Consider the following 24,015-nt stretch of genomic DNA (forward strand, 5'->3'; position numbering starts at 1 on the left):
CAGCGGCCTCAGCCCCGAATACAAGCCAGCGCCGCCGCGTGCAGTTCGGCGTTGGCGGCCGCCAGCACCTGTCCTTGCGAAGTGAGCGTGAGCGGCTTGCCCTCCCAATCGGTAATGACGCCACCGGCCGCCTCGACCACCGGCGCGACCGCCAGATAGTCGTACGTCTGCAAGCCCGCCTCCATCACCAGTTCGATGTGCCCGCTCGCGAGCAGCCCGTAGGCGTAACAATCGCCACCGAAACGGCGACGGCTGACCGCCTTCGTCAGGCGTTCGAATTGGGCATACTCCGCGGCATCGAAAATGTCGGGAGACGTGGCATAGACGGTCGCGTCAGCCAGCGTCGTGACCGGGCTCGTCGCGCACAGCTCGCCACCGAAGCGCGCTTCGCGCACGCCCGCAGCGGCGTCGTTCACCCCCACCCAGCGCTCGCCCGTGGCAGGCATATCGATCACACCGACAACCGGGTTGCCGTTTTGCAGCAGCGCGAGCAACGTGCCCCACAGCGGATGCCCCGTGATGAAGCTGCGCGTGCCGTCGATCGGGTCGACCGACCAGACGAACTCGGCGTCCACGCCGGTTTTGCCGAATTCCTCGCCCCAGATGCCGTGCGACGGGTAACGCTCGGCGATCTTCTCGCGCAGCGCCGTTTCGACTTCGCGGTCGGCAATCGTGACGGGGCTTTCGTCGGCCTTGTCGTCGACCGCAAGACGACGGCGGAACCAGCCCATCGACAGCGGGCGGACGGCGTCGGCAAGCGAGGCGGCGAACGCCGCATATTCGGCAACAGCGGGAACGGACGACATGCACGAATCTCCTGCAAAGGTGCCGCACGGTGCGGCAATGGTGAAATCACTCGGTGAATCGCGATGATACGCGTTCGGTGGTGACGCGACGACGACATTGGGCGCACCAATATACCTCGCGTGCCGTGCGCAGGGAGTGCCCAATACTGGTGCAAATTTGCTATGCTCGCGGCCTGATTTGCCCCCTCTCACAGGACTCCCATGCTTTCCGGTCGCGGCGTGATGCTTTCCGTATCGGCGTCGGTCATGTTTTCCGTCATGCCCGCGCTCGTGGCGCAATTGTCGCCCCTCTCGGGACTGGACGTCTTCGCATGGCGCATCCTGCTCACCCTGCCCGGCACGCTGGTCATCGTCACGGCGCTGCGCCGCTGGGAAATCGTCGGCAGCACGTTCTCGCACGTCTTTCACCGCCCCGCGCTGCTCGGCGCGGTCCTGTTGTGCGCTGCGATGCTGGCCGTTCAGCTCTGGCTGTTCGTCTGGGCGCCGCTGCAACAGCGCATGCTCGACGCCTCGCTCGGTTACTTCTTGTTGCCGCTCACGATGGTGCTGGCGGGTCGCACCGTCTACAAGGAGCGCCTGAGCCCCTTGCAGACAGCCGCTGTCGTGTTCGCCGCGCTCGGGGTCGCGCATGAACTGTGGGCGACGCGGGCGCTGTCCTGGGTGACGGCCGTCATCATGTTCGGCTACCCGCCCTACTTCCTGCTGCGCCGCCGCCTGCATCTGGACGCCCTGAGCGGCTTCATTCTGGAGATGCTCGCGATGGCGCCGGTCGCCGTCTTCCTGATCTGGCACGCGTGGGCGCAAAATGCGCCGGTGCTCGCCGAGCCGCGCTTCTGGTTCTGGCTGCCTGCGCTGGGGCTGCTCAGCGCGAGCGCGCTCGCCAGCACGTTCGCCGCCGCACGCGTGTTGCCTATCGGGCTTTACGGCATTCTTGGCTACGTAGAGCCGGTGCTGCTGTTCGCCGTCTCGATCACGCTGTTGGGTGAGCCCTTCACCGAGCGCGGGCTATGGACGTACGTGCCGATCTGGATCGGCGTGGCGCTCATCGTGTTCGACAGCGTGCGCACGCTGCGCCGCCAGCGGTTGCGCCGTCCCGCAGAAGAGACTGCACCGCTGTAAGGCTCGCGGTGGGGCTGACTGCGAGGTTGGCTGTGGGTTGTTGGGCACTACGTCATGCAAGGCAACATCGGCGCGTTATACTCGCGCAAGCTTGTACGACAACGACTATGAAAAATCTCGCCAGAACCGCCATTCTGCTTTCCTCGGGGCTTCTCACGGTGACGCTGTCCGCCTGCGGCACGTCTGCACCGCTGTTCACTTCCGACGGACGCGCCACGCAGCAAATTCAGTGCTCCGCCACCAATTCGGGCGACTGCGACCAGCGCGCCCGCACACAGTGCGCGCAAAAGGGATACGACATCCTCACGCGCGACGTGAACGGTGGCGTCGCCAATCTCGTGATCGCCTGTCACCCGAGCTAAGCGCACCTCTTACAACGCACCTCTCACTCACGTTTCGACTGCTGGCACCGCACCTCAACCAGGCGCGCGCCGGCTGTTGGCATTCCGATGGGTTATTGCGCGCGGTCAAAGTCCCTCCCCGAGGCTGGGATGACTTTCAGGGCACGCGGTGCGAGAATGGTATGCGTTTTCCCGATTGCCGCACGCATTTTCAGCCCCAAGAGGACACCATCATGTACGAACGCATTCTGGTTTCGATCGACGGCAGCACGCCCTCGAACCGCGCCATCGACGAAGCGGTCAAACTCGTTGCACTCAGCCAGGGCAAGATTCGCCTGGTCTCGGTCGTGCCGTCCCTCGCCAACGCCTACGCCGCCGGTGCCTACAGCGGCTTCGTGCCCCTGGAGAGCCAGGAGTCGTTCGAAAAGGAAACGGACGAGATTCTGGCCAATGCAAAGGCCGAACTGCAAAAGCGCGGTGTCGATGCCGAGACGAAGCGGATCACGCTCGAAGCGGGCACCGACGAGATCGCCGACGCCGTGCTGCGTGAAGCGCAAGAATGGAACGCCGATGTCATCGTGCTCGGCACGCACGGACGTCGCGGCATCAACCGTCTGCTGCTGGGCAGCGTAGCCGAAACGCTGCTGCGCATCACCACGGTACCGGTGCTGCTGGTCAAGGCCGCCGACAAATAACTTCGAAAACGCTTCGCCCCTCTGCCTGACGTCCGCCCTTCCAGCTCGTTGAACGCAGTCCGAAAAGGTCGCTACGTCAGGCGAAGATAAGTCAGACGGCAAAACGGCACGCGCCCCCGCGTGCCGTTTTGCTTTCAGCGAATCCCTGCGCGCATGAACGACTGCACGAACTGACGCTGAAACAGCAGGAATGCGATGAACAGCGGTGCAGCGGTCATAAGCGTCGCAGCGGTAATCAACGACCAGTCGATGCCCTGATCGGTCGCCGCGAAGACCTGCAAACCGACGGTCAGCGGACGCGTCTCCACCGAGTTCGTCACGATCAGCGGCCACAGGAAGTTGTTCCAGTGGTGACTGATCGACACGAGCGCATACGCCACATACACCGGTCGCGCGAGCGGCACGTACACGCGCCACAGCACCTGCCACGCGTTAGCGCCCTCCACGCGGGCCGCATCGTCCAGCTCGCGCGGCACCGTCTTGAACGCTTGCCGCAACAGGAAGATGCCGAATGCCGACGCGAAGTACGGCAGCGCAATGCCCAGAATCGTGTCGCGCAGCCCCATCCATGCGATGGTGCGGTAGTTCTCGACGATCAACACGTCCGGCATGACCATCAATTGCAGCAGCACGATCATGAACGCCACTTCGCTGCCCCGGAACGTGAAGCGTGCGAACGCGTAGGCCGCAAGCGTGGCGAGTACGATTTGCGCCACGAGAATCACCGTTACCAGCACGAACGTATTGATGAGATAGCGTCCGAACGGCGCGGCCTGCCACGCGTGAACGAAGTTCTCCAGCGTGAGCGGCGCGTCGAGCACGAAGCGCGTGGCATAGGCCGACGGATGAATCGCGCTCCAGACACCATAGAGCAGCGGCAGCAGCCACAGCAAGCCGAGCAGCCATGCGCCGGTCACGTCGAGGAGGTTGGCGCGTCCCGTTGCGCAGAAGGCAGGAAGCGACGCAGACGCTTTGCCCGCACCGGCGGATGCGTTCGACGTCCCCGTGGCAGAAGAGGGATTGGCAGAAGTCGTCATTGGTAATGCGTACGTGAGTCGAGCAGACGGAATTTCACGAAAGCGACGATGGCGAGCAGCGTGAGCAGCACCACCGTGAGCGCTGCCGCGTACGATGTATCCCAGAAACTGAAAGCCACCTGGTAGATGTAGTACAGGAGCAATTGTGTGGCGTTGTCGGGACCACCGCGCGTCATTACCACCACGTGATCGACCAGTCGGAACGCATTGATGACCGCATTGATCGCCACGAACACGGTCGTGGGCATCAGCAATGGCCATTGCACGCGACGGAAGAACTGCCAGCGCGACGCCCCTTCGAGCGCCGCCGCTTCGGCGAGCGTCGGCGAGATCTGCTGCAACGCGGCCAGATAGAAGATCATGAAGAAACCGGCCTCTTTCCAGATCGTCACGATCATGAGCGCGGGCAGCGCGGTGCCTGGCTGTCCGAGCCAGTTGTGATCGCCCCAACCGAACGCCTGCGAGATCTGCGCGATGAGACCGTACTGCGGCGTGTAGAAGAAGAGCCAGATGTTCGCCACGGCGATCATCGGCAAGATCGCTGGCGTAAAGTACGCCAGACGTAGCAGCGCGCGCCCGGGTACCTGACGATGCACCCACAGCGCCATGACGATCGACAGCACGATCGCCACGGGCACCGTGATCAGTGCGAACAGCAGGTTATTGCGCAGCGCCTGCCAGAAGACGGGATCGTCGACGAGCGCCTGATAGTTCTCGGCACCGACATACACGGACGATACGCCGGCACGCGCGGTCGAGAACACGCTATGCCATAGCGTCGCAACGGCAGGATAGTGAGTGAAGGCGACCAGCAGCACCAGCGCCGGTAACAACAGCAGCCAGGGCACCCATGAGGCGGAAGAACGGTTCATCGTCGGTCCATCGGTTCAACACCCGGGGCCGGGCCCCGGGCTTCTACAGACTAATGCACTGCAGCAGCTTCAACACAACCATCAGCGAGCATACGGACGCAGGATACGATCCGCTTCACGCTGCGCATCGTCCAACGCCTGCTGGGGCGACTTGGTGCCCGTGAGCGCAGCTTGCAGGCCGTCGCTCAGCGCCTTCGTCACGCGCTGGTTGTCGTGCGTCGAGAACTCGGCAACGCTCACGCCGAGCTGATCGCGCGCCACGGCTGCGGCGGGCACCTTCTGCACGTACGCCTTCATGGCCGGGGTTTCCCACGCGGCCGGCGTCACGGCGACGTAACCCGTGTCGATACCGAACTGCGCGGCACGCTCAGGCGTGGTGGCCCACTTGATGAACGTCATGGCCGCCTGCTTTTCTTCCGGCGTCGACTTCTTGAAGACGTAGAAGTTGCCGCCGCCCGTCGGGCTACCGCCACGCACCTTCGTCGGCATCTTGCCCACGCCGAACGGGAACGAAGCGTTGGTGCGGATATTGGTCAGGTTGCCGGTCGTCGTGTAGATGATCGCGGTCTTCTTCTCGAGGAAGTCCTTCGGCGTGGTACCCCACTCGATTGCGCCGGTGGGCATGACCTTGTATTTGGTCGTGAGGTCGACCCAGTATTGCAGCGACTGCACGGCTTGCGGCGCGTTGAGGAACGTCTTCGTGCCGGCCGGATTCATCAGCTCGATGCCCGCCGGCGTGGTGAATGCCTGGAACAGCCAGTAGGCAAAGCCGACGGACGGCACCTTGATGCCCCACTGCGTCACGTTGCCCGAAGCATCGCGCTTGGTCAGCTTCTGCGCGTAGCTCACGAGTTCGTCCCAGTTCGCCGGGGCGCGGTCCGGATCGAGACCCGCTTCGCGGAAGGCATCCTTGTTCCAGTACATGACGATGGTCGAGCGCTGGAACGGCACGCCCCAGGTGTGACCGTTGATGCGTGAGTTCAGCATCAGCGCCGGGTAGAAGCTGTCGAGCCACTGCTTGTCGGCGGGTGTGTTGGCAATGCTGTCGATGGGCACGACGGCGTCTTCGTCGATCAGCGTGAAGACGTCGGCGGCGGCGAGCACAGCCAGTTGCGGCGGCGTACCGGCCTTCGCAGCGGTCAGGGCTTTGACCACCGAATCCTGATACGAACCGGCGTATACGGGTTTGATCTTGATGGACGGATGGTCCTTCTCGAAGTCCGCCACCAGATCGTTGATGATCTTCGTGACCGGGCCGCCCACGGCGACCGGGTAATAGAACTGGAGCTCAACGGGCTTCTGTTGCGCGATGGCGTGGCTCGTCAGACCGCTCAATGCCAGCGTGGCCAGACTGGCCGCAAACGTTTTCAGAATCGTGCGTCGCATGTTCCTGGGTTCCCCATGAAAGCGTAGTGGTGATGTGACTGGTAGTGAAGTTTTGCCGCCCGGCCGTGTTTCCGGCCGTGTTTCCGGCCGTGTAATCCGGCCGATGCTGGCCCCCGCCCTGATTCAGGCGTGTTGTTCCGGCGTCAACGCCCTGGCCTCCATGGTTTGCGGGGCTTGTGGCGACATGGCGTCCGGCGTCTGCGCCGCGACGGGCGATGCAGGCAACGACGTCGACGGCGCGATCCGTGGGCTCACGTTCAGCGTTGCATCGCTCACGCGCTCGCCAGAGGTCGCGTCGAACACATGCTGATCGGCGGCATCCCACTGCAAGCCGATCGCGTCACCGGGCAGGAACGGCCGATGGCCCGGCACGCGCGTGGCGATCTCGCCCGCGTCGCCGAGCGCACACGCGACAAGCGTGTCCGCGCCCAGATACTCGACTGCGCTTACCGTCGCGAGCACCGCACCCACAGCGGTCGGCGCGACGGCGCGAACGTGTTCCGGACGCAGTCCGAGCAGCGCGGCGTCGCGCGAACCGGCCGGCGCGAGCGCAGGGCCGGTTTGTCCGGCGGGCACGAGCGCATCGCCATGACGCACCAGCTTGAGCAGATGCATCGGCGGCGTGCCGATGAAGCTCGCGGCAAAACGCGTCGACGGCGTGGCGTACAGCGTGTGCGGTGCACCGTGCTGTTCGATCCGGCCGTGACGCAGCAGCACGACCTGATCGGCCATGCTCATCGCTTCGGTCTGATCGTGAGTGACGTAGATGAGCGTCATGCCGAGCTGCTGTTGCAGCGCGCGGATTTCACGACGCATTTCCTGACGCAGCTGCGCGTCGAGATTCGAGAGCGGTTCGTCCATCAGACACACAGACGTCTGCGCGATGACCGCACGCCCCAGCGCCACACGCTGCTGCTGGCCGCCCGAGAGCTGCGACGGCTTACGGTCCAGATACGGCTCCAGCCCGAGCAACGACGCCACGCGGGCGAGGCGTTGCGGGTAATCGCGCGTCGGCTCGCGACGCACGCGCAGGCCAAACAGCAGGTTTTCGCGCACGGAAAGATGCGGGAACAGCGCGTAGGACTGGAACACCATCGAGAGCTTGCGACGCGCTGGCGGCAGTGCCGTAACGTCGTCGCCGCCGAGCAGGATTCGGCCGCTCGTCGGCGTATCGAGACCGGCGATCATGCGCAACAGTGTCGACTTGCCGCAACCCGACGGGCCGAGCAGAACGACCAGCGAGCCCGCGTCGGCCGAGAAACTCACATCCTGGAGCGCGTGTGTGTCGCCCCACTGCTTGCTGACGGATTCGATGACGAGCGATGACATGAGCGGATATGCGCTGGCCGCGCAAAGGCGGCTGGATCGGAAAAACCCGACCTTAACCGGCTATCGATGGCAGTTTGATGACATCGTGTGCACCCGTCCCGGCGCGGCTCTCGCGGGACAGGAATGTCAGGCATCCGATCAGCCTGGCGAAGGCATGTGCAGGCCCGATGCTTCTCTCGTCGCGTGAAAATTCAGCTATCCAAAAGAACGTCGCACACGCTTGCGAAAGCGTGTGCGACTTCATGAACTGCGGGGATGTCGGGCGTCGGGAGACGACGCCCGTGAGATGACGCTCAGGCTGCGGCCTGACGGCGCTTGGCGCGCAACAGCGCCTTGGAGATGATGCGGGTCTCGGACGTCGCGGCACCGGTGCGACGCGCCACCGCGTCGCGGAAGAAACGACGCGTCTCGTCGGCGACGGTCTCGCGCTCGTTGTCCATCGTGAGGATGTGATAGCTCTCGCCAAGCAGGCATTTCTGCTTCACTTCCGACGACACGCCGTTGTACACGATGCGCGCGTTGTGCGGGCTGGCCGTGTCGTCATCCACAGCATGGACGATGAGGCAATCCGCCGTTACACGATCGAGACGGTTGCGCACGTGAGAGGCAAGCCGTCGCGCGTTATACAGATGTTCGATGGGCAGCGACGCCGAGCCGATTTCCGACGCGTCGTGCAGCGACATGGATTTCTCGACACGCGCACGCAGCCGCTCGTTCTTGAGCCCGAACGGTGCTTTTTCGTAGTAGCGGTAGCGATTGCCGAACGGCAAGTGATACAGCAAATCCAGCAGCGGATACGCGAGCGGAATCGTCCAGCCGTCGTACACGAGCGTGACGGCCAGCACCGAGATCGCCGTGACGTCCGGCTCCTCTTCGGCCACGGCCAGACTGAGCGTCGCGCCCATGCTCAGCCCGCAAAGCGAGACGGTTTCGTGCGTGTCGCGCAACTCGCGATACTTCGCGCGCGCGGCAGCGATCCACTCGCGCCAGTGCGTGCACGGAGAGCCGAGGCCGTAGCCTTCGATATGGGGCACCGACACGGTGTACCCGTCGCGATGCAACGCCTTGGCGACCGGACGCATTTCGAGCGGTGTGCTCGAGAGTCCCGGCAACAGCAGCACGGCGTGTGCGCCGCCCTTGTAGAAAATGTCTTCTTGAAACATGGTCAAACCCCGTCGGAGACGACAGGCGTCTCCGAAACTTCACTAACTTCGCGCCGGTCAGGTGTGCCGGTCTTCGGTTCACTCTTATTGCTGGTCGTGCTATCTGAACGGTTGGCCGTGGATGCCTGCGACAGCGTATGAAGTGACGTCACCGGGCGCACCGTCGGCCCCGAGTGCAATCGCAGAATCACATAAGTCCCCACATGCGCGCGGAAATGCTGAAGCTCGCAGTGGATCAGGTCGTAGCCACCGTCGCGCGTACGCACGCGCAAGTTGTAAGCACCGTGCGGCGGCGGCTCGACGTCGAGCGAGAAAAGACCTGCCATGCGCTTCGCGTCGTCCGGATGCAGCAGTGCGCGCAGTCCCTCGCGCTTGGCGACCTCCGGCGTCACGCCCGTCTCGCGCCGGAAGTGCTCATCGATGAAGACGTAATGCGAGGCCGGGTTCGCCAGATAAAAGATCGAGTCCAGGTGCTTCGTCAGGTACGTCATCAGGGCGTTGCCCAGTTGCACCGAATCGGTCAGCACCATGCGCTCGTTCTCGGCGCGCAACAGCATTTCGTATCGCGTCTGCGCCACCTCGGCGATCAGCTCGGCGCGATATTGCGCGCGACGCAGCCGCTCGATCAGCGCCACGGCAAGCGGCGTGATCATCAGGAAGCCGGTGACGATAAGCACATCGCGACGATCCAGTTGGGCAACGTCGCGAAACGGCGGCACGAAGAAAAAATCGAAAATGGGGATGCTGATGACCATCGCCATGATCGCGGGCCCCAGACCCCAGACGAACTCGACGATGATGGCCGCGCAAACAAAAAAGAGGCCTGGCATCGAGTGATCGAGCACCGGATGCAGGAGGCTGCGAACAAGGAACGCAGCGAGTACCACCATTAACGCACCGACATACCGCTTGGCGCCGGGCTCCGCCCAACGTCGGGCGTTTCTGATATCCATGATTCACCGCCGACGTTTGTCGACGCTCAATAATCCGAGGTTGTGCTCTAAAGGGCGGCACACCTGTTACAAAATATTACGGATTATCGCACGTCCGCTCTTGACGTTCGGGGGCATCAAACCCTAATTCAGTCGCGCCTTAACAACATGGAAATGTCCGATCCAGCACTGGCGCGGCTGCGCGGCCAGTGCCGGTTCGGTTGACAGGGAAAAACCGGTGACAAAACTCGACAAAACCCTGCAAATCAAAAGGATACGGGGCCTTTTGGGGGACGTTTTCTGCGGATTTCGATGCCTTCAGCGCAGCATGGAAGACATGGCCGAGAGGCAATTGAGCATGCGAACGGCCGCCTCCACGGTGGGCGCTTCGAACTGCAATGTCACGCCGTCGACGCGCTCCAGCGTCGGCCATTGACAGAAGAGATCGGCCAGCGCCGTGGTCTGTGTTTGCAGACGCACTTCAACCGGCGTTTCCACCTTGAAGGTATGCCACTTGCGCGAGTCGGCCAGCGACACTTTCGCGGCCTCGCGAATCAGGTCGCACGACTGTGCCGGGTTGAGCGTCATGCCGCTACCCTGCCCCCACGCCGACTTCGTCTGCACAAAATGGGCGGACGGGAAAATCGGTTGCGTTTCCTCGACGAACACGTCGTCGCCGCTGGCCATGACCACCGGCACGCCGCGCTCGCCTGCAAGCGCGCCGTAGATCATCGCTTCGCCCGCTTCCACGCCGCCCAGCCACACGCGCGCGAAGGCGAAGCTGTTGATGGTGTGGGCCAGAATGCCAGCGCTCTGCGCCTTGCCGTGAAAACCGATCATGAACATCGCGTCGCACCCGGCTTCCACGCCAGCGGCCATGCTCAGATAACGCGGCTTGCCCATCACCAGACGGGCGCGCGGGTCGAGTTCATCCGGCAGCAGATTGCGGAAGCTCCCATGCGAGTCGTTGACCATCACTTCGGTCGCGCCGCCCGCGAATGCGCCTTCGACGGCGGCATTGGCCTCGCGCGTCATCCAGCGACGGGCAAGTTCGTATTCGCCATTTCCGGCGCGGGTCTGTTCGGCATGAAAGACGCCTGCAACGCCTTCGATGTCGGTGGAGATCAGGATTCGCATAGTGTCATCAATATCTCAGCAATGTCTCGGCAGTGTCATCGATGGGGTTTCCCGGGCTCGCCGGACTGCGCCGGGCTGTATTCAAAGCGTTGCCCAATCGGGCAGTACGTCGGCCAGCGCGCGGCGCACGTGACCATCACGTCCAAGAACCGACTCGGCGGCGAACAACGCGTGCAGGATGGCCTGCTCGGTGGCGTCGGCCGTCGCCTGGAAAATCGGATCGAGTAACGCATCGGGCACCAGCGCTGCGGGCGCGACACGCCCGAGTGCGTCGTGCGGCACCGTGTAACCGGTGGTGAAGGCAAGTGCGACGTCCCCGCTGCCGTGACCGTAGACGGAGCCGGTGCGAGCCAACCCCGCGCCGGTGCGGGTCGCGACGCGGCGCAACTGGCGTGCGTCGAGCGGCGCATCGGTGGCGACGAGCATGATGATCGAGCCACGCTCGGGCGCCGCGCTTTGCTCAGGCTGGGCAAGGCGTTCGTCGAGCACCGGGCCGACGTGGCGCCCGTCAATCGTCAGCTGCGAGGGGCGTCCGAAGTTCGACAGCACCAGCACGCCGACGGTAAACGTCGCCCCTGCCGTCTCCACCACGCGCGACGCAGAACCAATCCCGCCCTTGAGGCCGAAGCTGGACATGCCTCGCCCGGCCCCCACCGCGCCCTGTGCGAACACCGGCGACGCATTCGCCAGTGCCTGTGCGTAGTGCGCGTCCGAAACGGCGAACGCCTGCATATCGTTCAGGTAACCGTCGTTGCACTCGAACACGGTCGGGTTCAGCGACGGACCGCCGCGCCCGATGTCGGGGTTCGCAGCAATGGCAGCGCGCAGTTGCCCCAGAACGACCTGACTGACGGAGAAGGTGTTGGTGAGCGCCAGCGGCGCTTCGATCACGCCAAGCTCCTCGATCTGCATGAGACCGACGCTCTTGCCGAAGCCATTGATCACAGCGGCGGCGGCAGGAATCTTGTTGCGGAACGGGTCCCACCGGACGTGGGGGGCGGAGGCGTCGGGCGCGCCGCCCCTGCCGTTCGTATCGACGGCAGAGGCCGGTGTCGGGCACACGACGGTGACACCGGTCTGCACCGGACCGTCCTCAAGCGTGACGTGTCCGACGAACACGCCGGGCACATCGGTGATCGCATCGCGCGCCCCGGCGGGCAGTTGCCCCACGTGAGGCGCGCCGAACAAGGCTTCGCGAAATTCTGACGGGGGCATGGCTTCGCGCTCCTGCGGGAATATCAGTGCCGGTCGAGCTTCGGATCGAGCGCGTCGCGCAGACCGTCGCCCAGCAAGTTGAAGGCAAGCACGGTCAGGAAGATGGCCAGGCTCGGAAAGATGGCGATATGCGGGGCGTTGACCATGTCGGCGCGCGCTTCGTTGAGCATTGCGCCCCACTCCGGCGTCGGCGGCTGTGCGCCCAGACCGAGGAACGACAGGCTCGCAGCCGTGATGATCGACGTGCCGATACGCATCGAGAAGTACACGACGATGGACGACACCGTTCCGGGGAGAATGTGCCGCATGATGATCGTCCAGTCGGACGCCCCGATGGAGCGCGCCGCTTCGATGTACGTCAGATGCTTGAGCACCAGCGTGTTACCGCGCACGAGGCGGGCGAACGCCGGAATCGAGAAGATGGCCACCGCCACGATCACGTTGATCATGCCGTTACCCAGCACGGCCACCACGCCGATGGCCAGCAGAATGCCCGGGAAGGCGAACAGCACGTCGGAGATACGCATGACGATGCGATCCCACCAACCTTCGTAATAACCGGCCAGCAGGCCGAGCACCGTGCCGATGATCGCGCCGAGCGCGACCGAGCCGAAGCCCGCAGCGAGCGAGATTCGCGAACCGGCGAGCACACGGCTGAAGATGTCGCGGCCGAGCGAGTCGACGCCGAACCAGTGCTTGGCAGACGGTCCCGCATTCAGCGCGTCGTAGTCGAAGAAGTTCTCCGGGTCGAACGGCACCAGATGCGGCGCGAGAATCGCGACGACGACCAGCACCAGCACGAAGGCCCCGGCGACCATGGCGATATGTTGTTTCTTGAACTTGCGCCAGAATTCGCGCCACGGCGTGCGTACGCGGGTGTTGCTGGCGGTCGCCGCGTTCGCGGCCGTTGTCGGTTGGCTTGCGCTCATTGTGCTTGCCTCACTTGTAGCGAATGGTCGGGTTGATGACGGCGTACAGCACGTCGACCACGAGGTTGATCAGAATGAACTCAAGCGAGAACAGCAGCACCAGCGCCTGAATCACCGGGTAGTCGCGCATCTCGACTGAGTCGATCAGAAGGCGTCCCAGTCCGGGCCAGTTGAACACCACCTCGACGACGATCGAGCCGCCGAGCAGAAAACCGAACTGCAACCCCATCATCGTGACGACGGGGATCATGGCGTTACGCAGCGCGTGCTTGAACACGACGCGCATTTCATTGAGGCCCTTCGCACGCGCGGTACGCACGAAGTCTTCATGCAGCACCTCGACGAAGGCCGAGCGCGTGAAGCGTGCCATCACGGCGGCCACGGCCGCGCCCAACGTAATCGAGGGCAGTATGTAGCTCTTCCACGAGTCGGCCCCGATGGTCGGCAACCAGCCGAGCTGCACCGAGAAAATCTGCATCAGCAGCATGCCCAGCGCGAATGCCGGGAACGAGATACCGGAGACGGCAAAGGTCATGCCCAGCCGATCCGGCCAGCGATTACGCCACACCGCCGAGGCCACACCCAGCCCCATACCGATCACCACCGACCACACCATGCTCACCAGCGTGAGCCACAGCGTCGGCAGGAAGCGGCTGGATATCTCTTGCGAGACCGGCTGCTTGCTGCGCATCGACAGACCGAAATCGCCGCGCACGGCGTTCGTGATGAAGGACGTGAACTGCGTAAGCAGCGGCTTATCGAGGCCGAGATCCTGACGCACCAGCGCCACGGTCGCCTCGTCCGCCTGCGGACCGGCGGCCAGACGCGCCGGATCGCCCGGCAGCATGTGCACGAAGGCGAACACCAGCACGGCCACGATCAGCAGCGTGGGGATCAGGCCGAGCAGGCGTTTGAGAAAGTAATTGAGCATCGCAGTCTTGCCGAACGTCTTGCCGAAACCATGTCTTGCGGTAGACCGCGCCGCCAGCGTCGAAGCTGCTTGGCTGGGCCGGGCGGCGCGGGGAACATCACACTCGCATCGCTCGCGCGAAGCCCCGGAACGCCGGGGCCCACACGCGCCACGCGATTACTTCATCGAGATGTCGGTGAAGTTGAACGAACCGTCAGGCATCGTGTACACGCCGGTCAGGTTCTTGTTACGTGCGTACAGCAGCTTTTCCGTCACGAGGAACGCCCAGGGCGCGTCGTTCCAGATCTTTTGTTGTGCGTCCGTGTACAGCTTCGTCTTCTCGGCACGGTCCGTCGTGAGCAGCGCCTTGTTGAAGTCCGCATCGACCGCATCGTTCTTGTAGTACGCCGTGTTGAACAGCTTCGGCGGGAACGATTCCGAGCCCAGCAGCGGGCGCAGCGCCCAGTCGGCTTCACCCGTCGACGACGACCAGCCCACGTAGTACATGCGCACCGGCGCCTTGTCAGGATCCGGTGCGGACTCGACCAGCTCGACACGCTGACCGGCTTCGAGCGCGCGCACTTGCGCCTTGATGCCGACCTGCGCCAGTTGCTGCTGCACGAACTGGATCACCTTCTGCGCCGTCGTGTACGTGTAGGCGGACCACAGCACGGTCTCGAAGCCGTTCGGATAACCGGCTTCCTTGAGCAGTTCCTTGGCCTTGGCCGGGTTGTACGGCCACGGGCCGGTCTTGGCCGCGTAGTCGACGCCGTTCGGCACCACACCGTCGGCCGGCGTGGCATAGCCTGAGAAGGCCACCTTCACCAGCGCTTCCTTGTTGATAGCGTAGTTGATGGCCTGACGCACACGCACGTCGTCAAACGGCTTTTGCTTCGTGTTGAAGCTCACGTAGCGCTGGATGATCGACGGACCGGCGATCACGTCCACCTTGCCGCCCGACTTCAGACCTTCGGCCTGCTCATACGGCACCGGGAAGGCAAAACCGGCTTCGCCCGTCTGCATCACAGCCGCGCGCGTGTTGTTGTCCACCACCGGCTTGAAGGTGATCGTGTCGACCTTCGGATAGCCCTTCTTCCAGTAGCCGTCGAACTTCTTCACCTTCACGTAATCGGTGCGGTTCCATTCGACGAATTCGAACGGGCCGGTGCCGACCGGGTGCGAAGCGATGTCCTTACCGTACTTCTTGAGCGCTTCGGGCGAGATGATCACGGCCGACGGGTGTGCCAGCGTGTTGATGAACGGCGAGAACGGCTCCTTGAGCGTGAACTTCACCGTGTGCGCATCGACGGCTTCCGTCTTCGCGATTTCCTTGTACAGGTTGTAGCGCTTGAGCTTGTTTTCCGGGTTCGTCACGCGGTCGAAGTTCGCCTTCACGGCGGCGGCGTCGAAGGTCGTGCCGTCCTGGAACTTCACACCCGACTTGAGCTTGATCGTGTAGACGAGACCGTCCGGCGAGACCGTGTAGCTATCGGCCAGCACGTTGATGAGTTTCATGTCCTTGTCGAAACCGAACATGCCCTCGTAGAACGACTTGGCGACGGCTTGCGACAGCGTGTCGTTCGCATCGTAAGGATCCATCGTCGTGAAGGTCGATTGCACGGCCATCACGACATCCTTGGCGGCGAACGCAGGGGTTGCACCGAATACGGCGGACGCAACAGCGACGGACGCGAGCGCGGTTTTCCAGCGAGCGCCCAACAAAACGTTTTTCGACATCTGTCTTTCTCCTTCTGGTCTGACGGGGTCGCCCCGGGCGAGTCGCAGGACTGCGCCACTTGGCGGGCATTATGGTGACAACATGAACTGCAAAAGGTACTGCCTGAAACTACCGGGAGCGAAGCCATCGCCCCCGGGGAAAACGGGTTCGGCTTACGACGTGCGCACCATGCGAATCAGTAGGCACCCGCCACGCGATGGCGCGCGACAAAGTGCCCCGCGCCGACTTCGACCAGCGGCTGCACTTGCGGCTCGTCGCCCAGCGCGCGGATCGGGCTCGGAATCTCTTCCGTGAGCAGTTCGCGTTTGGCGTGACGACGCGCAGGATCGGCAATCGGCACTGCCGACATCAGCTTCTTCGTATATGGGTGTTGCGGGTTTTCGAAGATCGCGCGACGCGGGCCGATTTCGACGATCTGGCCGAGGAACATCACCGCCACGCGGTGGCTGATGCGCTCCACGACCGCCATGTCGTGCGAGATGAAAAGGAACGCAATGCCGAACTCCTTTTGCAGGTCGAGCATCAGGTTGATGATCTGGGCCTGCACGGAGACGTCAAGCGCCGAGACGGATTCGTCGGCGATCACGACCTTGGGTTTGAGCGCCAGTGCACGCGCGATGGCGATACGCTGACGCTGACCGCCCGAGAATTCATGCGGATAACGCTGGGCGTACTCGGCGGGCAGACCTACGCGCTCCAGCAATTCCGCCACGCGCTTTTCGGCTTCGGCACCGCTCGCCACACCATGCACCAGCAGCGGTTCCATGATCGAGAAGCCCACCGTCAGACGCGGATCGAGCGAGGCGAACGGGTCCTGGAAGATGAACTGGATATCGCGGCGCAGCGTCTGCAAGGCGCGGCCTGCGAGATCGTGAATCGGCTTGCCGCCGAACTCGATGGAGCCGCCCTGACTCGCGACCAGACGCAGCAGCGCACGGCCGGTCGTCGACTTGCCGCACCCCGATTCGCCCACGAGGCCCAGCGTTTCGCCGGGATACAGATCGAAACTCACTCGCTCGACCGCGTGCACACGTTGCTTCACGCGGCCGAAGAAGCCCGACGGCACGTCGAAGCGCGCCACGAGATCCTTCACGCGCAGGATCGGACCGGCATCGGTCTTGACCGTCGGTTGCGGCGTTTCGGCTGCGGGCTTGGCGTCGGGCGGTGCGTCGTAGCGCAGCAGCGGGAAGCGTGCGGGCAGATCGGTGCCTTGCATCGAACCGAGACGCGGCACGGCCGAGAGCAACGCCTGCGTGTAGCGCTCGCGCGGCGCGGCGAAGATCTCCGCCGACTTGCCTTCTTCGACCTTGTCACCGCGGTGCATGACCAGCACGCGATCGGCCACCTCGGCCACCACCCCCATGTCGTGCGTGATGAACACCACGCCCATGTGCATCTCGTCCTGCAACGCGCGAATCAGTTGCAGGATCTGCGCCTGAATGGTCACGTCGAGGGCGGTGGTCGGTTCGTCCGCGATCAGCAAACCCGGCTTGCACGAGAGCGCCATCGCGATCATCACCCGTTGACGCATACCCCCCGAGAGCTGGTGCGGGAAACGGCCGAGCACCCGGCGCGCTTCGGGGATGCGGACGAGTTCGAGCATGCGCAGGGCTTCGGCACGCGCGGCGGCGGCATCTTTGCCCTGGTGCAGGCGAATCGACTCGGCGATCTGCTCGCCGACCGGGAACACCGGATTGAGCGACGTCATCGGCTCCTGGAAGATCATCGCCATGTCGGCACCCCGGATGCTGCGCATGGTGTGACCGCTTGCACGCGTGAGGTCGACCAGCTTGCCGTTGCGGCGGCGCATGATCATCGTGCCCTGCGTGATGCGTCCGCCGCCGTTTTCCACGAGACGCATGGCGGCCAGCGACGTCACGGACTTGCCGGAGCCGGATTCGCCGACGATGGCGAGCGTCTCGCCCCGGTCGACATGGAAGGACAGGTCGCGCACGGCCGTGACCACGCGCTCGGAGGTCGCGAACTGCACGGAGATGCCGCTCACGTCGAGCACACGCTCGTCGGGCAACGAAATGGTTGGGGTTGTCTTACGCTCAGCCACGCCTGTCCTCGCTAATCTTCACTTGCCGAATCTGTTGCCAAGGGCGTTGCCGTCTCCGGTCCCGCCCTGTCCGGCCCGCCGTCCTGAGACGTCAGGCGATATTCATGGACGTTATTCGTGAATGGCCGTCACCGGCGTCTCGCCGACACGGGCCACGCCGCGATACATCCCTTCCGTGTTGAACGGCAGCGCCACGTTGCCCTGTGCGTCCACGGCAATCAGACCGCCTCGACCGTCCACGCGCGGCAGGCGCTCGCGAATGACGCGCTCGGCGGCATCGGCCAGTGACAGGCCCGCATAGGCCATCAGCGCCCCCACTTCGTAACACGCGACGGCGCGAATGAACGCCTCGCCAGTGCCCGTCGCCGAAACGGCGGCCGTGGCGTCGTTTGCGTAACAGCCCGCGCCGATCAGCGGCGAATCGCCCACACGGCCAATGGCCTTGTTCGTCATGCCGCCGGTCGAGGTCGCCGCCGCCACATGGCCGTGCATGTCACAGGCGACTGCGCCGACCGTGCCGAACTTCGTGTCCGGATCGATGGGCTCTTTCTTGAGTGGCATGTCGTGATCGAGCGACACGGCAGCACTCGCCAGCGCGCGCTGCAACTGGGCGTAGCGCGCCTCGGTAAAGAAGTACTCGGGATCGACCAGTTCTGCCCCGTTCGCCGCAGCGAAGGCTTCTGCCCCCTCGCCCACGAGCAGCACGTGCGGGCTGCGCTCCAGCACCGAGCGGGCAGCCAGAATCGGGTTGCGCACACGGTGAACGCAGGCGATGGCGCCGGCGTCGAGCGTCGTGCCGTTCATGATCGCAGCGTCGAGTTCGTGGGTGCCTTCATGGGTGAAGACTGCACCACGTCCGGCATTGAAGCGCGGGCAATCTTCGAGGTGCTGCACGGCTACGGTGACCGCGTCGAGCGCCGAGCCACCCGCCGCCAGGACGGCCTGACCGGCGCGCAGCACGTCGGCCAGAGCCTCGTGATATGCCTTGAGTTCTTCGGGCGACGTGTCGCGGCTGATCGTTCCGGCACCGCCGTGAATGGCGATGACGGCGCGTTGGGCGTGGCTCATGATGCGTTGTCCTTTCTGTCCAGACTGACGGGCGTCGCGCTGGACGCAGTGCTGGCATGACTCGAATGTCGGGGTGCGGTCTGATGGACGGGATTCGGTGCGCCCTGCGTGCTGGGCGTCGCCGCAGCGGCGGCGTTCGACAGCGACTTCACGGCGACGGTGGCAGTGGTGGCAGCGGTGGCCGTAGCGGCAGTGGTCGCGACGCGTCCCACGACAGGCGACGGCGCTCTGGCCACCGCTCTTGCCACATTGGCGGGCGCGTTCGACGGACTCTGTGACGCCGAGTCGATCCACGGTAGCAGGAAATCTGTCAGCTCGGTGGCTCGGTCCACGGCGTGTTTCGCGCGTTGCGCGACGGCGTCGCAAATGGCATCGATCATCGCCAGCACGCTCGCTTCGGAGTTGCTGGACAGACGCGGCTTGCTACGCACGAAGAGGACGATATCGCCCAGCGGTGCCAGCGGCGACGTCGGACTGTCCGTGAGCACCATCACCGACACACCGCGCCCGCGCAGGCGACGGCACAGTGTCACGGTATCTGAGACGTAGCGCGGGAAGCCGAGCGCGATCACCAGATCGCCCTCGCGCAATTTGAAGAGCTGACGCGCGGCATGCGTCGATCCGCCTGCGCCGACGACCGACTGCACATTTTCACAATAAGGATCGAGACCGTGATGCAGCAGACCGGCGAGATAACCGCTCGCCCCTAGTCCCAGCACGTAAATACGGTGCGCTTGCAGAATCGACTCGATGGCGCGCTCACACGTACCTGCGTCGAGCGCGCGACGGGTCCAGTCCAGATTCTCGATGGCCTGCGCAAGCGATGCTGCCATCACGTCCGCGCTGTCGCTCGCCTGGGCCTTGCTCGTGCGAAGGCTTTCGATGGGGGCCAGCGTCGCCTCGTAGCCGCGAACCATGGCCGCACGGCATTGCGGGTAGCCGTCGAAGCCGAGCGCGCGCGCGAAACGATTGACGGTCGCGAGCGACACGCCAACGGCGTCGGCAAATTCGTCGATGCGCATGGTCGCGGCCCGAAACGTATTGTCGAGCACGAACGCCGCCATGCGCTGCTGCGCGGGCGTCAGTTCGGGCATGGCTCGCACGATGCGCTCAGTGAGCGGCAAGTCGGCGGGCAACGAATCGGCGTCGATCATGAAAATGAATTGCATCCATCCTTCGGAGTGAAGGAAAGTATATTTTCATCGACACCCCGTCAAAAGAAAAAAAATAGTTCAAATGCAGCCAATCGAGCTTCCAACGCTGATGTATTTCCTCTTCTCAGCCCGCAAACCCTGTCAAAACAAGGGGGCACGACCTCCGTCATACGTAAAAAGCGGGCATACTAGGGGAAACCCGAATGCACGAACTTGCCGGCGGCTTTGCAATCCGACGCTGAAGTACGGTTTCACTGCGCACGGCGCTTGAGCGTCGCGCAGCGTCACTCAGATATCGCTTCGATATCACTCAATCGTCAGGTAACAGATTCACAGGACAGTCACTGGACCGCCTGGGGAGGCCAGGTCGGAGGCGAGTCGTAACGTGCGGTAAACATGGCGTAGTCACGGGCTTACATTCGCCCGTTACTGTGATCGAACGAATCGTGCCGATGTCGTTGACGAGGGTGGTGAACGCCTGGGACGCGGGATCGGATCGGTTGGATCGGGCGGATCTGTTGGGACGATCGGGCTGGACGAGAGGATGTCGCGGGGCCGATCGGGTCGGTCGAGTCAGTCGGCCCTTTCGATTCGGGCATCCGGCCAATCACAGATTCACAGCGTCGCAACATCGATTACGCCGACGTGAAAGCTATACGCCTCAAGGAGCATGACCATGCTGAGTCCGCATGAAATCGCTACGCTGTTGCTGGCGGCCGCATCCCTGGGCCCCATCGATGCCGATGCGCTCGAACCACCCGACCTCGCCGCGCTGGAGCAAGCGCGCCTGGTGCATGTGGCGGTGGATGAGGGACAAACGAAAGTGAGCGTGACCGAAGACGGCCACAGAGTGTTGCGTCGTCTTGGATTGGAACGGGTGCCGCAGGCAGCCGCATCGCTGCCTGCGCACACGAACGCGGATGCGTCAGAGCATCGCGAAGAACAGGCTTAAGCGCGCCAGGACGATCAGCAGAATCTGCATCAGCAGGAACAGCGCCAGCGGCGAGAGATCGAAGCCGCCGACCATCGGAATGACGCGGCGAAGCGGGCGCAGCAGCGGATCAAGCAAGTGCTGGAGAATCGGCATCGCCGTGGCACGCGGATTGACCCACGACAGCACGGCCATCAGCAGCGTGAGCCACATCACCAGATTCGCGCCCCACTTGGCGACGAGCACCAGCGCCACCAGCAAGCCACGCGGGAACACCGTGACCGGCGACACCCCCACCACAGCCGTGATCAGCACCAGATAAAGGATCGCCGCGATCCACGCGCCGATCACGCACGCCCAGTCGATCCCCCCAACGCCCGGCACGACACGCCGCAGCGGCAACACGATCCAGTTGGTGAACTGGAACACGCCTTGAGAGAGCGGATTGCGCGGCGGCAACCGCGTCGCCTGCATCCACACACGCAAAAGCAATAAAGCGCCGAATAGCGAGAAAACAAGGTCTAGCAGCAGACGGGCGATTTCGACGAGCATCTGGACTCCAACGGATTGTGCGGTCCCCCGCAAAACCGGCATTGTCGCATGCGTTTGCCCGAGTTCAATCCCTGCCTAACGCATTCAGTGGATGCTGCCCGTCCGGCCACGGTGAAACGAAGAAGGCATCCACCTCGGTCGTCGGCACGTCGTCCAATGTGGCGAAGCGCCAACGGGGTTGCTTGTCCTTGTCGATCAACAGCGCACGGACGCCCTCGACGAAATCGCCGGACGCGAATGCGTGATAGCCGAGCACCAGTTCCGTCCGGAATGCGTCAGCCAGATCGAGACGTCGTCCCTTCTGCAATTGGCGGTCGGTGACGCACAGACTGAGCGGCGAGCGTTGGCGAAGCAACGCCAGTGTCTCCGCCGACCAAGGGTTGTCGGTGTCGGCCGTGAGCGACGCCACGATGCCCGGCACGTCAAGGGCACTGAAATGCCTGTCGAGCGCCGCTCTCGCGCCAGCAAGCGACGCGGCGTCAGACGACGTACGCCCCAGCGGCAAAATGGCGGCGCGCAGACGCGCGAGTAACGCGTCGTTGCCGGAATCTGAGGCGTTCGGGTCGTCCTTGGCCCATTCGAACTTCAGCAGCACCTCGCGCAGTTGCGCCAGGGCATCGCCTTCGAGCCAGACATCGGCGAGTCCACAGTAGAGCGTATCGGCCGCCGCAATGGTCGCACCGGTCAGGCCGAGATAGCGCGCAAGCGTCGGCGCGAGATGCCCGAGGAACCAACTCGCGCCGACGTCCGGGAACAACCCGATGGCCGTCTCCGGCATCGCGAGCTTTGTTCTGTCGGTCACAATGCGCAGCGCCGCCCCCTGCGCGACTCCCATGCCACCGCCCATGACGATGCCGTCGAGCAAGGCGATATATGGCTTCGGATATCGGTGAATCAGATAGTCGAGCTGGTACTCGTCGACGAAGAACGCCTGATGCGCGTCAGCATTGCTCACCCGGCTGTCGTATAGCGCGCGGACATCGCCGCCAGCGCAGAACGCCTTCTCCCCCGCCCCTTCGATCAGCACCGCACGCACCGTGGTGTCGTCTTTCCACGCCATCAGCTGTCGCCACATGGCGCCCACCATACCGTGGGTGATGGCGTTCAGCGCCTTCGGCCGGTTGAGCGTGATCACACCGAACCCGTTGATCACGTCGAACAACACTTCGTCTTGCGCCTCGACAGCGCCATCGTGCAGATTCACTTGCCCTCCTCCTCAATCCAGTGCGCGGGCGATCACCTGCCGCTGAACTTCGCTGGTGCCTTCGTAGATTTGCGTGATGCGGGCATCGCGATAGAAGCGCTCGACCGGATAATCCTCCAGATACCCATAGCCGCCGTGAATCTGAATGGCATGCGTGCACACCCACTCAGCCAGTTCCGATGCGAAGAGCTTTGCCTGCGACGCCTCCGTCAGGCAGGGCAAGCCCTGAGTGCGCAGGGCCGCAGCGTGCAGGATCAGGAAGCGCGCCGCGTTGATGCGTGTCGTCATGTCGGCCAGCATGTTGGCAATACTCTGATGCTCGCGAATCGGCTTGCCAAATTGCTGACGCTCGTTCGCATATTGCAGCGCCGCCTCGAACGCGGCGCGCGCCACGCCCAGCGCCAGCGCCGCGATCCCAATGCGCCCGCCCTCAAGGTTTGACAACGCGATCTTCAGCCCCTGCCCCGGCTCGCCCAGCATGGCGTCCTCGCCGACCTCGCAGTCGACCAGCGTGATCGGGCAGGTGTCCGACGCGCGAATGCCCAGCTTGTGCTCGGGACGCCCGACCTCGAATCCCTTCGTATCGGTCGGCACGATGAAGGCCGAGATGCCACGCTTACCCGCCGCCGGATCGGTGACCGCGAACACGATGGCCACTGCCGCGCGCTTGCCGTTCGTCACGAACTGCTTGTTGCCGTTGAGCACCCACTTGTCGCCCCGACGCTCGGCACGCGTCTTCAGATTGCTCGCGTCCGACCCGGCTTGCGGCTCGGTGAGACAGAACGCCCCGATCTTGCGGCCTGCTGCCAGATCCGGCAGCCAGCGCTCGCGCTGGGCGTCGTTACCGAACTTCAGGATCGGCGCACAGCCGACCGAGTTGTGCACGGACATCATTGTGGCCGTGGAAGCGCAACCCGCCGCAATTTCCTCCATCGCCAGCGCGTACGCCGTGTAATCGGTGTACGACCCGCCGTACTGCTCCGGCACCATCATGCCGAGCAGGCCAAGCTCGCCCATCTGCGCAACCATCGCGTCGGGTAACGCACATTCCCGGTCCCATTGGGCTGCATTCGGCGCAAGTTGCTCACTGGAAAACGCACGCGCCATATCGCGAATCATGCGTTGATCTTCGGTATAGAAATCCATGCTCTGTCTCCTGCGCCGTGACGTTATCGGAACGTTATCGGAACGTAACCGGTGAAAATCGCGTTTAAGAATCGTCGAGGTCTTTCGCCTGTCAATAGGTCCAGTGTAGGGATCGCGCCCCGTTGGCACCATAGCCAAAAACGGCAAATTGGATGAGCGGAATTGCCATCGGAATCGTCTGTATTGGGCTCAGGACAAACCCTCATGGCCGCAAGGATTCGCCGCAAGCCCTGTCGGACAACGACCAGGGTACGCCTGACGCGAGGCGATATCCCCTGTTTGCGGAGTG

General features: G+C 63.7%; 23 protein-coding genes. 5 read left to right on the forward strand and 18 right to left on the reverse strand.

The features are described 5' to 3' along the window. Positions 1-8: 8 nt before the first annotated feature. A complete protein-coding gene (hisN, locus tag NA29_RS16550) occupies positions 9-806 on the reverse strand; it encodes a histidinol-phosphatase (protein ID WP_039399663.1) in 798 nt (265 codons plus the stop codon). A gap of 201 nt (positions 807-1,007) precedes the next feature. On the opposite strand from hisN, the gene rarD reads away from it, so the two are divergent. The 3 genes from rarD to NA29_RS16565 all read left to right on the forward strand — a co-directional run bounded on the left by rarD (position 1,008) and on the right by NA29_RS16565 (position 2,961). Beyond that, positions 1,008-1,925 carry an EamA family transporter RarD gene (gene rarD / locus NA29_RS16555; RefSeq protein ID WP_039399665.1) on the forward strand — a complete coding sequence of 306 codons (918 nt, stop codon included), beginning with the start codon at positions 1,008-1,010 and terminating at the stop codon, positions 1,923-1,925. Between the two features lie 107 nt (positions 1,926-2,032). Next, positions 2,033-2,287 carry a hypothetical protein gene (locus NA29_RS16560; protein WP_052253000.1) on the forward strand — a complete coding sequence of 85 codons (255 nt, stop codon included), beginning with the start codon at positions 2,033-2,035 and terminating at the stop codon, positions 2,285-2,287. 212 nt (positions 2,288-2,499) lie between these two features. Beyond that, the gene (locus NA29_RS16565; RefSeq protein WP_039403827.1) at positions 2,500-2,961 is read left to right on the forward strand and encodes a universal stress protein; all 462 of its coding nucleotides are present in this window, start codon (positions 2,500-2,502) and stop codon (positions 2,959-2,961) included. A 134-nt stretch (positions 2,962-3,095) separates the two neighbouring features. Here NA29_RS16565 and NA29_RS16570 read toward each other — a convergent pair whose 3' ends face one another. The 4 genes from NA29_RS16570 to NA29_RS16585 form a co-directional block, all read right to left on the reverse strand. Continuing rightward, positions 3,096-3,998: a carbohydrate ABC transporter permease gene (locus NA29_RS16570; RefSeq protein WP_224786846.1), complete on the reverse strand. Its 903-nt coding sequence runs from the start codon at positions 3,996-3,998 to the stop codon at positions 3,096-3,098. After that, positions 3,995-4,870 (reverse strand): carbohydrate ABC transporter permease, encoded by an 876-nt coding sequence (locus NA29_RS16575; protein WP_039399667.1) that lies wholly within the window; start codon positions 4,868-4,870, stop codon positions 3,995-3,997. The genes NA29_RS16570 and NA29_RS16575 overlap by 4 nt, the downstream gene beginning before the upstream one ends. A gap of 81 nt (positions 4,871-4,951) precedes the next feature. Next, positions 4,952-6,256 (reverse strand): ABC transporter substrate-binding protein, encoded by a 1,305-nt coding sequence (locus NA29_RS16580; RefSeq protein ID WP_039399669.1) that lies wholly within the window; start codon positions 6,254-6,256, stop codon positions 4,952-4,954. Positions 6,257-6,379: 123 nt separating this feature from the next. Next, entirely contained in the window at positions 6,380-7,585 is a 1,206-nt protein-coding gene (locus NA29_RS16585; protein WP_084103835.1) for an ABC transporter ATP-binding protein, read from the reverse strand. Here NA29_RS16585 and NA29_RS25815 point away from each other — a divergent pair. Beyond that, the gene (locus NA29_RS25815) at positions 7,584-7,772 is read left to right on the forward strand and encodes a hypothetical protein (RefSeq protein WP_150777476.1); all 189 of its coding nucleotides are present in this window, start codon (positions 7,584-7,586) and stop codon (positions 7,770-7,772) included. The two genes, NA29_RS16585 and NA29_RS25815, sit on opposite strands and share 2 nt — an antisense overlap. 106 nt (positions 7,773-7,878) lie before the next feature. Here NA29_RS25815 and NA29_RS16590 read toward each other — a convergent pair whose 3' ends face one another. The 10 genes from NA29_RS16590 to NA29_RS16635 form a co-directional block, all read right to left on the reverse strand. Beyond that, positions 7,879-8,748: an alpha/beta hydrolase gene (locus NA29_RS16590; RefSeq protein WP_039399670.1), complete on the reverse strand. Its 870-nt coding sequence runs from the start codon at positions 8,746-8,748 to the stop codon at positions 7,879-7,881. 2 nt (positions 8,749-8,750) lie between these two features. Further along, positions 8,751-9,701, reverse strand: a complete 951-nt coding sequence (locus NA29_RS16595; protein WP_084103837.1) for a DUF4118 domain-containing protein — start codon at positions 9,699-9,701, stop codon at positions 8,751-8,753. 297 nt (positions 9,702-9,998) lie between these two features. Continuing rightward, on the reverse strand, positions 9,999-10,817 hold the full coding sequence (locus NA29_RS16600; protein ID WP_039399672.1) for a M55 family metallopeptidase: 819 nt from the start codon (positions 10,815-10,817) through the stop codon (positions 9,999-10,001). A gap of 81 nt (positions 10,818-10,898) precedes the next feature. After that, positions 10,899-12,032, reverse strand: a complete 1,134-nt coding sequence (locus NA29_RS16605; protein WP_052253002.1) for a DmpA family aminopeptidase — start codon at positions 12,030-12,032, stop codon at positions 10,899-10,901. A gap of 23 nt (positions 12,033-12,055) precedes the next feature. Next, entirely contained in the window at positions 12,056-12,961 is a 906-nt protein-coding gene (gene gsiD, locus NA29_RS16610; protein WP_039399674.1) for a glutathione ABC transporter permease GsiD, read from the reverse strand. A 10-nt stretch (positions 12,962-12,971) separates the two neighbouring features. After that, on the reverse strand, positions 12,972-13,892 hold the full coding sequence (gene gsiC, locus NA29_RS16615; RefSeq protein WP_039399676.1) for a glutathione ABC transporter permease GsiC: 921 nt from the start codon (positions 13,890-13,892) through the stop codon (positions 12,972-12,974). 156 nt (positions 13,893-14,048) lie between these two features. Beyond that, positions 14,049-15,608, reverse strand: a complete 1,560-nt coding sequence (gene gsiB, locus NA29_RS16620) for a glutathione ABC transporter substrate-binding protein GsiB (protein ID WP_039399678.1) — start codon at positions 15,606-15,608, stop codon at positions 14,049-14,051. A gap of 176 nt (positions 15,609-15,784) precedes the next feature. Then, a complete protein-coding gene (locus NA29_RS16625) occupies positions 15,785-17,671 on the reverse strand; it encodes a dipeptide ABC transporter ATP-binding protein (RefSeq protein ID WP_039399679.1) in 1,887 nt (628 codons plus the stop codon). 111 nt (positions 17,672-17,782) lie between these two features. Further along, the gene (locus NA29_RS16630) at positions 17,783-18,739 is read right to left on the reverse strand and encodes an isoaspartyl peptidase/L-asparaginase family protein (RefSeq protein ID WP_039399681.1); all 957 of its coding nucleotides are present in this window, start codon (positions 18,737-18,739) and stop codon (positions 17,783-17,785) included. Then, positions 18,736-19,908, reverse strand: a complete 1,173-nt coding sequence (locus tag NA29_RS16635; protein WP_224786847.1) for a MurR/RpiR family transcriptional regulator — start codon at positions 19,906-19,908, stop codon at positions 18,736-18,738. Before NA29_RS16635 ends, NA29_RS16630 begins: the two co-directional genes overlap by 4 nt. A gap of 661 nt (positions 19,909-20,569) precedes the next feature. On the opposite strand from NA29_RS16635, the gene NA29_RS16640 reads away from it, so the two are divergent. Continuing rightward, positions 20,570-20,845 carry a hypothetical protein gene (locus tag NA29_RS16640; protein ID WP_174555910.1) on the forward strand — a complete coding sequence of 92 codons (276 nt, stop codon included), beginning with the start codon at positions 20,570-20,572 and terminating at the stop codon, positions 20,843-20,845. Here the strand turns inward: NA29_RS16640 and NA29_RS16645 are convergent. The 3 genes from NA29_RS16645 to NA29_RS16655 all read right to left on the reverse strand — a co-directional run bounded on the left by NA29_RS16645 (position 20,819) and on the right by NA29_RS16655 (position 23,726). Continuing rightward, positions 20,819-21,376, reverse strand: a complete 558-nt coding sequence (locus NA29_RS16645; protein WP_039399685.1) for a YggT family protein — start codon at positions 21,374-21,376, stop codon at positions 20,819-20,821. The genes NA29_RS16640 and NA29_RS16645 overlap by 27 nt on opposite strands. A gap of 64 nt (positions 21,377-21,440) precedes the next feature. Next, entirely contained in the window at positions 21,441-22,580 is a 1,140-nt protein-coding gene (locus NA29_RS16650) for an enoyl-CoA hydratase/isomerase family protein (RefSeq protein ID WP_039399686.1), read from the reverse strand. 12 nt (positions 22,581-22,592) lie between these two features. Continuing rightward, positions 22,593-23,726 (reverse strand): acyl-CoA dehydrogenase family protein, encoded by a 1,134-nt coding sequence (locus NA29_RS16655; protein WP_039399688.1) that lies wholly within the window; start codon positions 23,724-23,726, stop codon positions 22,593-22,595. Between the last annotated feature and the right edge of the window lie 289 nt (positions 23,727-24,015).

Source organism: Pandoraea sputorum (assembly GCF_000814845.2).
Lineage (GTDB): Bacteria > Pseudomonadota > Gammaproteobacteria > Burkholderiales > Burkholderiaceae > Pandoraea > Pandoraea sputorum.

Bases quoted from the DNA above. Each gene is read 5' to 3' on its own strand.
- NA29_RS16580 (WP_039399669.1), bottom strand. From the start codon at position 6,256: ATGCGACGCACGATTCTGAAAACGTTTGCGGCCAGTCTGGCCACGCTG.
- NA29_RS16645 (WP_039399685.1), bottom strand. From the start codon at position 21,376: ATGCTCGTCGAAATCGCCCGTCTGCTGCTAGACCTTGTTTTCTCGCTA.
- NA29_RS16655 (WP_039399688.1), bottom strand. From the start codon at position 23,726: ATGGATTTCTATACCGAAGATCAACGCATGATTCGCGATATGGCGCGT.
- NA29_RS16600 (WP_039399672.1), bottom strand. From the start codon at position 10,817: ATGCGAATCCTGATCTCCACCGACATCGAAGGCGTTGCAGGCGTCTTT.
- gsiC (WP_039399676.1), bottom strand. From the start codon at position 13,892: ATGCTCAATTACTTTCTCAAACGCCTGCTCGGCCTGATCCCCACGCTG.
- NA29_RS16635 (WP_224786847.1), bottom strand. From the start codon at position 19,908: ATGCAATTCATTTTCATGATCGACGCCGATTCGTTGCCCGCCGACTTG.
- NA29_RS16565 (WP_039403827.1), top strand. From the start codon at position 2,500: ATGTACGAACGCATTCTGGTTTCGATCGACGGCAGCACGCCCTCGAAC.
- rarD (WP_039399665.1), top strand. From the start codon at position 1,008: ATGCTTTCCGGTCGCGGCGTGATGCTTTCCGTATCGGCGTCGGTCATG.
- NA29_RS16585 (WP_084103835.1), bottom strand. From the start codon at position 7,585: ATGTCATCGCTCGTCATCGAATCCGTCAGCAAGCAGTGGGGCGACACA.
- NA29_RS16595 (WP_084103837.1), bottom strand. From the start codon at position 9,701: ATGGATATCAGAAACGCCCGACGTTGGGCGGAGCCCGGCGCCAAGCGG.
- NA29_RS16575 (WP_039399667.1), bottom strand. From the start codon at position 4,870: ATGAACCGTTCTTCCGCCTCATGGGTGCCCTGGCTGCTGTTGTTACCG.
- gsiB (WP_039399678.1), bottom strand. From the start codon at position 15,608: ATGTCGAAAAACGTTTTGTTGGGCGCTCGCTGGAAAACCGCGCTCGCG.
- NA29_RS16590 (WP_039399670.1), bottom strand. From the start codon at position 8,748: ATGTTTCAAGAAGACATTTTCTACAAGGGCGGCGCACACGCCGTGCTG.
- NA29_RS16570 (WP_224786846.1), bottom strand. From the start codon at position 3,998: ATGACGACTTCTGCCAATCCCTCTTCTGCCACGGGGACGTCGAACGCA.
- NA29_RS16630 (WP_039399681.1), bottom strand. From the start codon at position 18,739: ATGAGCCACGCCCAACGCGCCGTCATCGCCATTCACGGCGGTGCCGGA.
- gsiD (WP_039399674.1), bottom strand. From the start codon at position 12,961: ATGAGCGCAAGCCAACCGACAACGGCCGCGAACGCGGCGACCGCCAGC.
- hisN (WP_039399663.1), bottom strand. From the start codon at position 806: ATGTCGTCCGTTCCCGCTGTTGCCGAATATGCGGCGTTCGCCGCCTCG.
- NA29_RS16640 (WP_174555910.1), top strand. From the start codon at position 20,570: ATGCTGAGTCCGCATGAAATCGCTACGCTGTTGCTGGCGGCCGCATCC.
- NA29_RS25815 (WP_150777476.1), top strand. From the start codon at position 7,584: ATGAGCGGATATGCGCTGGCCGCGCAAAGGCGGCTGGATCGGAAAAAC.
- NA29_RS16560 (WP_052253000.1), top strand. From the start codon at position 2,033: ATGAAAAATCTCGCCAGAACCGCCATTCTGCTTTCCTCGGGGCTTCTC.
- NA29_RS16605 (WP_052253002.1), bottom strand. From the start codon at position 12,032: ATGCCCCCGTCAGAATTTCGCGAAGCCTTGTTCGGCGCGCCTCACGTG.